We start from the raw sequence: 12,017 nt of genomic DNA on the forward strand, positions 1-12,017 counted from the left end.
GGTCAGGGCAAGCCGCAGAAATTACGGAAACCTGACATTAAGAAGATAATAAAAAGGAGTTTTCCTATGTCTGTTTCAAACAAATCTCTTAAGCGCCTTATTAGTTTAGGCGGTATCGCAATGCTTCCTTTCTCTGTAATGGCTGCCGACATCGATGTAAGTGCAGATGCCAATGACCTGGCCATTCAGGGTTACGACCCGGTAGCGTATTTCAACGCAGCAGAGCCAACGAAAGGTAACCCTGAGTTTTCTGCGACCTACAAAAACGCGATTTACCATTTCTCTACTGCGGCAAACCGTGATGCATTCCGTGCAGATCCAGCGGCATACGCACCACAATACGGCGGCTACTGCGCATTTGGTGTAGCAATGGGTAAGAAGTTTGATACCGACCCACTGGCGTGGAAAGTAGAAGCTGGCAAGCTTTACCTGAACTTAGATAAGTCTGTTCAGAAGCGCTGGTTAGAAGATGTAAAAGGCTTTGTGCAAACGGCTGATGGCAACTGGCCTGAAATCAAAACCGTAAGCGCAGACAAACTGTAAGTTTCCCCTCCCTTGCTCTGGGAATCTCTCCCTCTGTCCATATCCTTTTGCAAGGGATCTTTTTATTCACTGTCTTGGGTTAGCGCCCATGAAAAAGCCCCGTCAGGGGCTTTTGTTTATTTGGAATTCGGAACGTTAAAGCTGACTTGCTCACTTAATAAGTGGTGGATTTTGCAACAGCCCCATGATTTCACCCATAGAGGCTTTTACCTTCAATTTAAAAGGGTATATACCTAATGGTATGTTGTTCAAAGTGCTGAAAACTTCATGACACTCAAAGAAATCCTGCAAATCCGCAATGTGCGTAACTACCTAGTGTTTCGAAGCAGTTACTTTGCGCGCTTTTACTACCCTGTTTTCACCCTGCTCTATCTGGATTACGGCTTAACCCTTTCTCAATTCGCCATACTCAACGTGATTTGGGCGGCAACCATTGTGATTTCTGAAGTCCCGTCGGGCGCGTTTGCCGACACCTTGGGGCGTAAAAAACTGGTCGTTTTGTCTTCGGTGGTGATGTTCATTGAAATCGCCATGATCGCCCTTGTGCCTACGGGCAACCCCACACTGGTTTTCGTGGTGTTTATGATCAACCGGGTATTGAGTGGATTAGCCATGTCTCTGGCGAGTGGTGCGGATGAAGCACTGGCTTACGACACCTTAAAAGCCCAAGGTAAAGAAGAAGTGTGGCCACAGGTGCTGCAAATCCAGCTTCGCCTTTCTTCCGGCATCGGCATTTTTGTTACTTTGCTGGGTGCAGCCATGTACGACGTGAACTTTATGGCAAGCGTCTATCAATTTCTTGGGTTGGCTCCACCAGAGAATACTCAGGACATCATGCGTATTCCCGTCTTTGCCACCTTGTTTGTTGCGATCATTGCCATATATGCTGCGATAAACATGGAAGAAGACAATCACGCCCTACCAACCCACAACAGCAAATGGGAAACCACAGTCGCCAGCTTCAAGCTGACACTCGATACAGGAAAGTGGGTCATTGCCACCCCTTACGTGCTGTTTATATTGCTCTATTACAGCTTGTTCGAGCACATATCACGGATGTTCTTAACCATGAACAGCCAATATTATCGCGCCATCGATATCCCGATTATCTATTTCGGATTTATCGGGGCTGGGATAAGTTTGCTGCAAATTCTGCTGGCAGGGCAAAGCAGACGTTTAGCAGAAAGCATAGCGCCGAGAACTTTTCTTTTGGTGATGGGTATCGCCACTGCCATTACGTACTATTTGATCAGCCTTGGCTGGTCGATTTACGGAGTGATACCCGTTCTGGTGCTGATTTTCATTAATATGACGATGAACATCTTCATAAGCTACCACCTTAATAAAAAGACTGAATCGCATAACCGAGCCACCGTTCTGAGTTTTAAGGGATTGATGTTCAACCTGGGGTATGGGTCGATAGGCATTCTTTACGCCTACTATTACAAACTCGTCTCGCAAAGCTACACGGAGCAAGAGATTGAACAACACCTCGATTTCTTAGCGTCCCTCTCTTCATTCTGCTACTACTTCGCATTTTGGTTTGTTGTAATTAGTGGGTGGTGTTACGTTAAGAGTAGGAGGGTTGGGATATTTTGAAGTACGCGAGATCGTCTGGGTTTCCTAGTGCGTTTTTAGACATTATTGAGTTAGCGATTTTGCTAAATTAGCTATTTACGGCTAACTATATCTACGATGAGTAACATTGACTTAGTGTGACTATTTTGGGTGATACGGCTCAAGCTAAAAGGCAATGAGACTAAGGAGCACTGCCTTTCCAAGATTGTATTTGTTAATGCCTGCTGGAATATAACAAAACTGTTGTTTAGTGTTTTCTAAGAGTAGATAGAAACCCCCGAACGTGATAATTCCAATGCCCATGTATAGGATTGCAATGATGGGTCAAAGTTATGAATTACCCAATTCTGCTGTGTCCCTTCTTGATAACGACGCCCGATTTCAATCGCTAAGGTCGACTGGACAGACAAGAATAAGTGAATTTTTTTACAACCTGGTATTGCAGATAATCTGTCAATAATTTCACCAACCTTTGCTGAAACCTCTTGTAAGTTATCCTTATTCTTAATCAGATTCCTCGAAGTATCTTGTTCAGAATCCAACATGGTAATTGAATTTTGGAACTCCTCAGGAATTTGACTGAGGATTATAGGAGTACTAAAACTTATAGCTATCGCAGCATCTCCTGAGCTGTTGACCTTATTTACTAGAGGAGATTCCCTTAACTTGACTCCGGTGTACTCATCAGATAACAGTGCATAGTTTCCGTTACTATGAAGCTTATCAAAGTATAAAACCTCCACAGAAAGGTTTCTCAGCATGGCACCATAAGCAACTAAAAATGGGATGCGGGCTAGTCCTCCTATATAAAGTTTTTGACCTTTATCTTGAAGTATATGGCGTTTAAAAATATCCACCTCTAATTCCGCATTATATCGTCGGATTTGCTGCTCTATATTTTCAGACGTAGTCTGGGGTACGCCAAGATGAACTGGCTCTCTGCAAAAAGCTTTCTCGGACGGTTCCAGTACCTCGTCAGGAAAATCCGTCGAAACACTTGGCATTGCTGAAATGATAACCCTCGCGGTGTGTCGAAGTTTTTGGTTCCACTCAGAGAAAATGAGCATCATGCCCAAAATGAACAAGGCAACACTAAGGTACATCGCATATAATGATGGCTCTTTATCAGCAAGACTTAGAGTGTCGACAACATAGCCACTTTCAAATTTCACGTTGAGTACGCCAACCGAAAATAAACCAGTTCCCAAAGCGGCGAGGCAGGCTCTAACTCCCCATTTTGTTCGCGGGTACGATGTACGTTTAAATTTTAATGCTGTAACAAACAGCCATTTAAAGCGTTCCCACATAGTCAGCAACATTCCTCAGAACTGATTGATAATTCAACAACTATTCCTTTGTCCAAGGTGTAAATCGATGTTTTCTTTATGCCTACAACAATAAAAAATAATGGGCGGTCGGGATTGTCGCGCTCATGTGTTCGCCAGTCAGTTTTATCCGGGGTTGAGGGAAACGGAAAGCTCTGAGGATGTGTATGCCAAGTTCCAACATAGCCTAACAGCTGATCTGAGGCGATATAGGCTTCATCAATTTCTTTCTGGTGAGCCTGCGCATCTAGCTTGAATGTTGTTCTGGTTCTTTGATCGGATTCTTTTGGGGTGGTAAAAGTATCTATTAGTACTTCACCGTTCTGGTTGTAATACCCGATGAGGAGTCCAGCAGACTCAACAGATGTCGGTTTTTCTTGTCGATATGAACACAATTCTTCATTAAGTACCTGAGGAAGGTGAAGAACTTTCCCGCACCTGCTTCTGTAGGTAATAAATTCCCGAGGTCGACACATGTCACATAGAGGATGCCGTAAAGGTAGCTTTTTTAAAGAAGATGTAAAAGTTTGATATCGTCTACTTAGGTTAAGTCCTTCATGCTCTGCATCTACACTATCACCTTTCCAACTCGCTTTTTTTGACTCAGTAAGCTTCCCTTCTAAATACCCTACAGCTAAGTCTGCTGCGACTAGAGCTGTTTGTGCAGAGCTGATTGCACCATATGGGATAAACATCTCACCGCAACCAGCATAGTTTTTAACTACATTCTGTTCCGGTTCTATAAAGTTAAGATTGGATGCTAAACCACGAATCCCACTACTCGGTTCAACATACGCACAACGCAAACACCCGACTTGATTCGGAATATCTAAAACAGCATGCCCTCCAATTCCGTACCCCTCTAGCCAACTATATATTACCGGAACGTTAACATCCGATTTCACTAGGTAATCATGGAACAAACGTTCATGAGTAGGTACCCCGATAGCAATGACAACGAGATCATACGCATTTAAAACTATACGCTTTCTATAATCGAGCAAAGAGTTGCTACAATTACCTACTTTTATCCATGGAAATTTTTTTTGCAGCTGAAAGGCTACAGCTAAAGATTTAGACCAATTTGTTTTATCACCGTCGAGGGTATGCCGGTAAAGGTTCGATGTACTGAAATGATCAGGATCGACGATATCAATACGTCCAATTCCGGCAGCTCCTAGCTTATGGGCAATCTCACTTCCCACGGAACCACTGCCAAACAAAACCACTTTTTTGTTATCAAGTGATGGGTTGGCACCACTGCGGGGTAGCATTAATTCCTTGTTAAATGCTTCCACAAAAATAGGCTCAACTTTCCACTGTTTCATCTTTTCAGTGGTTAGAGGGAATGCCCGTTTCTTATCCAAACTAAGCCTTAATCCTACCCAAGCTTTACCTGATGGCGTCGGCACATTTAGCACCAACCAGAACTCTTTCATTCTGACAGAGCACATTTCTTTTACTACTCTATCTTTGACCTCAGGAATTAGATTATGAATTGCTTCTAACAACCACACTTTCATCCCTTTAGAACAGGAAGGAACAACTGGGTTTACAGCATGTAACGGAATAATGCACCCTGTGGCATCTTTTCGTTGTCGTCGAGATTCAAATTGTAAGAATCGAGCTACATCTTGATCATTCCCCTCGTGTGGTAATGCAGAAAAAGATGTAGAAATGTCCATATGACTATTTTTGTCTAACGGTTGATAGACATCTAACTGGGTAAAATGAGTAACTCGTGATGTGCAATATAGGGTCTTAGGTGAAGAACTCAGCAGACTTTTAGTATTCGCATACCAATTTGTACTAAATTCCCTGAGCAACTCGCTCTGATTAAATTTAGAGTCTCTTACTAGTTTACTTAGCAGTTTAATATGGCGCCTTATAGACTCTTCGAAAGCCAATTCTGGCCGCTCAAAATTAACTGACACTGAGTCCAGTTGGTTCACACAAATGCTCCCAAGCCCTTCAAAATTCGATGAAGGAAGTACATGAGCTAAAACACCAAAAAATGCATGGTCCTCCAAATAAAAATGAGGTAACTGCTGTATTTCATTGATGCAAAAATGCACCAAGGTCATTAAGCGACCTTCTATTTCAACACTGACTGAAATTGTATCCAGACCTGAAAAACTTGAGGGCTGAACCTCATAGTCACTATCGAGGAAGTGCTCTAGAACAGTTGCGTAGTTCACATTATGCCCCTTGCGACGTTCCGGAAGCTCCTGCTGTGCTTAGGGGGGCAACCCCAGCTGTCAGAAGTGTTGATGCGGTATTAGAGGATGCTTTATTTTCTTCTTTGGGAATCTCGAAATCGTCGCCAAGCACCTTATTTAAGATTTGGCACTGTTTTCTTTCGTCCGATTCATCCAAGGCTTTTTGAAGCTCATCTTGAAGCTTAAGAAGCTTGTTTCTTAGTTGAGTGCCGACATTTAGATCACTACCATCAGCGAGCCCTCCTTCAACCTTATGTTGAAAAACATCCCGTTTAGGCGCTTTTGGTAACCTGACATAAACGCGGTAATCATCAGTTCCCCACGGGGCAGAAATGTAGTCAGCATCAAGAATCGCATCAACAGTGTTTTTCAAAGCCTGTAGATCGTCATCTACCTCTGAAGAAAATGGATTAGGACAGTATTGCTCTTTCATCATGATAGTTAGACCAATCGAAAAAACCTTCTTTCTCACACCTTCACAATTAAAGTTCACATCTCGCCAGCGCTTAATATAGCGGATCAAACGCTTAAGCTGCTTGCGTTTTGCAGTTGCTCCAAAAACAAAATCATCTACGCTATCAATCCACTCAATAAGGCCTTTCTGATCGGCTTCTGACCACTCTTTATGTTCATTGCTAGAGCCATTTTTACCAACAGCTAGGTAATAAGTATCTCCAAAAAGAGAAGTCTCTTTTTTGTATACGGTATAGTCAATATGCAGATTAATAGACTTGTAATCCGCTGTTACACACGGCTTCTTGATTCTGGGATCCTTGAAATTACGCTTATCCAGCACATCTTTGATGACTTTCTTTGGAGCAATAGGATCTTCAGGTGCTTTCTCTGCATCAATAACAATTGCACGATCTATGTCAAAATCACCTTCCAAACTATTGATGGCAGTGTTAACCGCAAATGATCCTTGCATGAATGAATCGACTACAGGATAACCAGCATCTTTGAAAGCGCTTTTTATTTCCTCGAAAATGCTTTTATCCTTGTCCTTTGCCTTTTTATATCCTTCTGAGTGGCTAGTTAAATAGATATTCTTATTGAACTTATTGAAATGAGCTTGAATAGACATTGAACACAGATCTCCTTAACGATGGTATGAGCCCATATGCTCATATGGGTATGCATACAGTGAGAATCAAGTATTCAAATTAGAAATTCATTTCTGAGGTGGTGGCGTGGTACAACATAGGGGGCAAGAATAGACCAAATATATGTAACAACAATTTGTTCTAGAATAAGATTATCTTATGCGAATGTACTCCGTGCTATTGCGAAGAATATTCATCCTAAGCAATTGAGGGGCAAAAACAAGTTACAGAACCTAAAACACATGCTCCTAAACTCTGACCCTCAATCCTTCCTAAACGCAATAACAGAAGACAGTCTCTGATTGCTCTATTTAGGCATCGTAGATAGTAAGCCACTTATTAGTGGCTCACCATAAAATGCTCTCACCCAGTCCAAAACCAGACCAGCTCCCCCTTTACTGCACTGTCTCGGCTACTTTTCGACTTTTACCTTCATCTGGAATACGCAAAAGCCTCAGCATTGCCGTTTTAAACACTGGAGCCAGCCTGCGTTCTACTTGTGTATGGATTACATAGGCGACCACCAGCATGAGAGCGATGGTTGATGTGACTAATACAACAGGATCAACCGAATCACCAAAGTGATTGAAGATGATGTAGCCAATGTTTTGGTGTACCAGGTAAATCGGGTAAGTCAGCACGCCTAGGTAGTACAGCCACTTTTGTCTGAGTATGTTTTCTTTACAGAAGGCGGTAACGCAGAACAGCATAAAGAAGGCGATGTTGAGAATGGCAATGACCGTGGTGTTGAAAGTGATAGAGAACCAGCCAGACATTAACTCACCAAACAATGTCGATTGCTTAACCATATAAATGAACGACAGTGCCAGCAGAAGCATTTTAAAGGCAGATGCGCCATCACGACGAATAAAGTAGAACACGCCTCCGGCGGCAAAATACCCGCTCCAGTGAGGAAAAATAGACACCCACATGTTCATTTCTTTAGCCCATGGGTGGAATAGAGTGGCCGTTGATACAATGAGTACTATGGCAATAACATGCAGAAAATACTTCATCATTCTCAAGAGCAGCAGCGCGAAGACTAATAAGTAAAATTTCACTTCCAGAAATAGCGTCCAGTACGCCCCATCTACAGGCATATGCCCAAACCAGTGATTCACCATGGTTAAATTGGCAAGGAACTGTGCACCGTCAACCGTGAATTTGGGAGCGCCAAAATAGACGGTAATAATGCTGGTCACGGTCAATGCGACCCAGTAGGCTGGAAACAGACGGGAAAAACGAGATGCAACAAACTTGCGAGCGCTACCCCCTTCTACGCTCATAAAAATGACGAAGCCACTTATAACAAAAAAGAAATTGATACCCATATAGGCGTATCGGCTCCAAATACGAGTATTTTCTAGATCAATAACAGGAGCATGTCCTGCCATATGTGCAGAATAGGTATAATGAAAAATCACAACAAAAATTGCTGACAAAAACCTGAGTAAATCTATTTCGTAAAACCTTGTCTTCATATTTAATTGTCCATAAATTCAAATAAAAATCTTTTGAAACAGCGCAATATTACCCATTCAGCACTTGTAACTATGAGGTAAACACTCAACGAGGAAAGACAATTAACCAGCCCGCAAACTTAACTTAACATACTGTTATAAAATGGGTTTATTGCTACATTTACGAACTGCAATCGTACAGCGGTTTGTGTAAATCAGAGATAAGCAGTTATTCATTATGTGCTGAGACTCATAAAATAAAATATTTACAATGAATGTTTCATTCAACAATTAATAGTTAGGAGTTGAAGTTAAATAATCCTTAATAAAATTTAAATCAAAAAATTAAATATCGATTTATATTGATATTCTTGTTTTCACAAACATCATTGTAATAGTCGAATAAAGTAGCATTCGAGTATTTAAAAAATCTGGATAGTTTTCAAAACGGAATTCGAACAATGGATGGTTTCCCTCTACTGGCGAACCAATGAATAGATAGCTCCACCGGTGATACAATGTTACCGCAGTAAACCGATAGATAACGAGTTGAGGGGCAAGATGACTGAATTTGAAAAGATGCTCGCAGGGAAAGATTTTGATGGTAGCGCAGACAGTGTTGACCGTATCCGTCAGAATGCGTCTAGCTTGTTGCAAGCCATTAACCAAAATACCGATGGGAATCAACGCAGTGTGTTATTTCGACAGCTTATGGACAGCATTCCAGATTCTAGCTTGATCCGCTCTCCCTTCTATTGTGAATTCGGTAAGACCATCTCAATTGGCGAAAAGACCTTCATCAACATGAACGTGACCATGCTGGACGGCGCGAAAATTACCATTGGCAATAATGTGTTGATTGGTCCGAATACCCAGCTTTACTGTGCTAGCCACGAACTGAATTACCTTGCACGTCGGAAGTGGGAAACTTCCTGTGTTCCTATAAACATTGAGGACGATGTGTGGGTTGGCGGCAATGTTGTGATCAACCAAGGTGTCACCATAGGTGCGAGATCTGTGATTGCAGCCAATTCAGTAGTTAATAGCGATGTTCCGCCAGATTCACTGTATGGCGGAACGCCTGCTAAGTTAATCAGGAAAATTCATGAAAATGGTGAAGGACTTGGCAACTAATAAGCTTTAGGAAAAGGGGCCTTCTTACGCTCTTATGCTTAGCCCCTAGAAATACCACCTATTGACGCGAAAACAAGTTACCGAGATTCTGCTATCGCACTCATCGAAAAGTACAGCAGCCACTACTGCCCTGCCTCAAATAACGTATCTCCCGTACACGAAAATCTAGCATTCTGCTAGGGTCATAACCTGGGCTTTAACAACTTGGTCTGGCATCTCTAGAAAAAGAGCCGTTTGCCTCGTCGCCTAATATTCTGAATCGCGTTCAAAAATAATATTATCTGATACAGAAAAATACAGTATTACACTCCAATTAATAACAGTATTGGTCATTATCAATATTTACCCTGTACGGTATCTTTGTCTGTAAATAAATATTCATGCTGATAATAAAAATCGATATCTCTCATTAAAAATCTAACTTCAATCATTATTCTTCTTCATTAATTTTGAATTTTTATTCGAATTATTGTTTCTAAAACAACTTAGTCTTCTTATTGAGACAGTATTTTTTCTTCAAAAAATAACTCGAATAAAAATCACAGAACAAGCATTAACAAAGGAAAAATATAATAACATCAAATTGACATTTAAATTCAAACTATTGTTTTTATTTAACTTTAAAACCAAGTCATCGTAAAAATCTGACTTTAATAAAACACATATACAACAACAAGCATATGGATCAAATTTTATAAAATATATAACGTAATTATTAGCAGCAACAAACATAATCTTGGTAAAACAAGAAACATTTAAAATCATTAAAACTTAAATTTTATTAAAGGTAGATAAAATGAAAACATCTATGAAAATAGTAAGTTTAGCTATATTAGCAGCGTGTAGTACTGCTGCGTATAGTGGTCCGAAATGGACTCAGGCGGAACAAGTATTTAATACTTATGAAGACAACGCGTCACTATTACCAGTAGCAGGTTATGTCTCTAACTGGGGTGGATACGAGCGTAGTTTTGATATCAATGACATTGAAGGAAAATACGACAAGTTAGTTTATTCCTTCATGGCGCTTTGTGGCACCGAGATTGGTGACCCAACGATTACTTCTGCTGTTAAGTCTGCGAAGAAAGTGTGTGCCGAAGGCGGTTACCCTGACTTCACCATTGTGTTTACCGACCCATTTGCAGATCTCCATAAGGATCTTGGCGCAGGTAGCGGTAACTGGGTAAGTGAACTAAACGGCCCTGCAACTTTTGAAGCAGGTCAGGAACACGCTGGTGGTTTGGTTGCTGTTCTTCGTGAAATGAAGAAGCGCGACCCAGGCTTAGAGCTTGCCTTCAGTGTGGGTGGCTGGTCGCTATCTGAACCATTCTCTCGTATGGCAAGCACATTTGAATCTCGTAAAGTGTTTGTCGACAGTGCTGTGAAGTGGTTCACTCTGTATCCAATGTTTGATCAGCTCGACATTGACTGGGAGTACCCAGGTGGTGCGGGTGCGAGCGAAAACTCGTGGTCACCAGACGACGGTAAGAACTACGCGCTTCTTATCAAAGAGCTTCGTATGGCTCTAGATGCTGCTGGTATGCAAAACAAGAAAATTGCTATCGCCGCTGGTGCGCCTGCTTCAAAACTGGACGCATCAAACATCAAAGCATTGATCGATAACGGTTTGGATTATGTCCACTTAATGACGTATGACTTCATGGGTGAATGGCAGGACAAACTGGCTCACCACACTAACCTGTCTGGCGAGCAGCTTAAGAATGACGATACGTTCCACTCTGCTGAGAAATCCATTGATTACATGATCGACGTGCTTGGCATTCCATCAACAGCGATTCAGATTGGCTACGCAAACTATAGCCGTAACGCTGGTCAGGTGAACCTTCAAAGCGTTTCTCCACTGATTGGTTCGTTTACGCCGGGTAATGCTGCAAACAAATCTTATGATACGGGTTCTTCTGAGCTTTACGATTATGCGAACAAGCTTGTGAGCTTTAAGAGCACAGGTGCTGCTGGCATGCAGGGCTATGAGATTTACACCGACATCGACGCGAATGCAGACTTCCTGTTCAACAAGACCACAAAACAGTACGTAAGTGTTGATACTCCACGAACAGTTTACGCGAAAGCGGCGTACGCGAAAAAACGTAATCTGGGCGGTATTTTCAACTGGATGGTCGATCACGATCCTGGTTACCACATCAATGCTGCACGTGAAGGTTTAGGCTACAAAGTCACTCAAACTAAACTGGACATGACTAACGTTATTAATACGTGTGGACTTATCGACGTTAACGGAAACAAGCTGACTGAAGAGGACTGTAAAATCCTAACAGGTGTTAAAGCTGGTTCTATCGGTCCAATTGAACCGCCAACGAAGCCAATTGAGCCGCCAACAAAGCCAACTGAGCCGCCTGCAGACCTATGGGATGCGACAAAAATTTACCGAACTGGTGATATCGTAACTTTCGAAAATGAAAAATGGAGAGCGCGAAACTGGGCTCAGGGTGGTGATAACCCTAAAGTGTCATATCAAAAAGATAAGTGGGGTAACTGGGAACCTGCCAACTAATACCCGCTATTTTTAGTATTCTCTCATTTGATCCCTGTTCTGGTTAATCCAGAGCAGGGATTTTTTTCGCAAATTACACTTCACTACAACACAAAAAAGCCTCCCGAATCATTACATTCTTC

The 12,017-nt window shown here is 41.9% G+C and carries 8 protein-coding genes; 4 read left to right on the forward strand and 4 right to left on the reverse strand.

What is annotated here, in order from left to right:
• Positions 1 to 120 precede the first annotated feature (120 nt).
• Both QMG91_RS26610 and QMG91_RS26615 read left to right on the forward strand, forming a co-directional pair.
• Positions 121 to 543: a YHS domain-containing (seleno)protein gene (locus QMG91_RS26610; protein WP_086027452.1), complete on the forward strand. Its 423-nt coding sequence runs from the start codon at positions 121 to 123 to the stop codon at positions 541 to 543.
• Between the two features lie 267 nt (positions 544 to 810).
• On the forward strand, positions 811 to 2,142 hold the full coding sequence (locus QMG91_RS26615) for an MFS transporter (RefSeq protein WP_281831052.1): 1,332 nt from the start codon (positions 811 to 813) through the stop codon (positions 2,140 to 2,142).
• A 236-nt stretch (positions 2,143 to 2,378) separates the two neighbouring features.
• On the opposite strand, the gene QMG91_RS26620 is transcribed toward QMG91_RS26615, so the two are convergent.
• From QMG91_RS26620 to QMG91_RS26635, 4 genes are all read right to left on the reverse strand, one after another.
• The gene (locus QMG91_RS26620; RefSeq protein ID WP_281831054.1) at positions 2,379 to 3,428 is read right to left on the reverse strand and encodes an SAVED domain-containing protein; all 1,050 of its coding nucleotides are present in this window, start codon (positions 3,426 to 3,428) and stop codon (positions 2,379 to 2,381) included.
• A 2-nt stretch (positions 3,429 to 3,430) separates the two neighbouring features.
• The gene (locus QMG91_RS26625; protein WP_281831055.1) at positions 3,431 to 5,644 is read right to left on the reverse strand and encodes a ThiF family adenylyltransferase; all 2,214 of its coding nucleotides are present in this window, start codon (positions 5,642 to 5,644) and stop codon (positions 3,431 to 3,433) included.
• 1 nt (position 5,645) lies between these two features.
• Positions 5,646 to 6,749: a nucleotidyltransferase domain-containing protein gene (locus tag QMG91_RS26630; RefSeq protein WP_281831056.1), complete on the reverse strand. Its 1,104-nt coding sequence runs from the start codon at positions 6,747 to 6,749 to the stop codon at positions 5,646 to 5,648.
• 414 nt (positions 6,750 to 7,163) lie between these two features.
• On the reverse strand, positions 7,164 to 8,249 hold the full coding sequence (locus QMG91_RS26635; protein ID WP_281831057.1) for an acyltransferase family protein: 1,086 nt from the start codon (positions 8,247 to 8,249) through the stop codon (positions 7,164 to 7,166).
• A 540-nt stretch (positions 8,250 to 8,789) separates the two neighbouring features.
• Between QMG91_RS26635 and QMG91_RS26640 the strand changes: the two genes are divergently transcribed.
• Both QMG91_RS26640 and QMG91_RS26645 read left to right on the forward strand, forming a co-directional pair.
• Positions 8,790 to 9,362: a sugar O-acetyltransferase gene (locus QMG91_RS26640; protein WP_281831058.1), complete on the forward strand. Its 573-nt coding sequence runs from the start codon at positions 8,790 to 8,792 to the stop codon at positions 9,360 to 9,362.
• An 808-nt stretch (positions 9,363 to 10,170) separates the two neighbouring features.
• Positions 10,171 to 11,895, forward strand: coding sequence for a glycosyl hydrolase family 18 protein (locus QMG91_RS26645; protein ID WP_281831059.1), 1,725 nt, complete (start codon positions 10,171 to 10,173; stop codon positions 11,893 to 11,895).
• Positions 11,896 to 12,017 lie beyond the last annotated feature (122 nt).

It is taken from the genome of Vibrio nigripulchritudo, from assembly GCF_027924785.1.
In the GTDB taxonomy this organism is placed as follows: domain Bacteria; phylum Pseudomonadota; class Gammaproteobacteria; order Enterobacterales; family Vibrionaceae; genus Vibrio; species Vibrio nigripulchritudo.

What these genes read in the sequence shown, in the direction of transcription:
- QMG91_RS26610 (WP_086027452.1), top strand. Translation starts at nt 121, where the DNA reads ATGCTTCCTTTCTCTGTAATGGCTGCCGACATCGATGTAAGTGCAGAT.
- QMG91_RS26615 (WP_281831052.1), top strand. Translation starts at nt 811, where the DNA reads ATGACACTCAAAGAAATCCTGCAAATCCGCAATGTGCGTAACTACCTA.
- QMG91_RS26620 (WP_281831054.1), bottom strand. Translation starts at nt 3,428, where the DNA reads ATGTGGGAACGCTTTAAATGGCTGTTTGTTACAGCATTAAAATTTAAA.
- QMG91_RS26630 (WP_281831056.1), bottom strand. Translation starts at nt 6,749, where the DNA reads ATGTCTATTCAAGCTCATTTCAATAAGTTCAATAAGAATATCTATTTA.
- QMG91_RS26635 (WP_281831057.1), bottom strand. Translation starts at nt 8,249, where the DNA reads ATGAAGACAAGGTTTTACGAAATAGATTTACTCAGGTTTTTGTCAGCA.
- QMG91_RS26640 (WP_281831058.1), top strand. Translation starts at nt 8,790, where the DNA reads ATGACTGAATTTGAAAAGATGCTCGCAGGGAAAGATTTTGATGGTAGC.
- QMG91_RS26645 (WP_281831059.1), top strand. Translation starts at nt 10,171, where the DNA reads ATGAAAATAGTAAGTTTAGCTATATTAGCAGCGTGTAGTACTGCTGCG.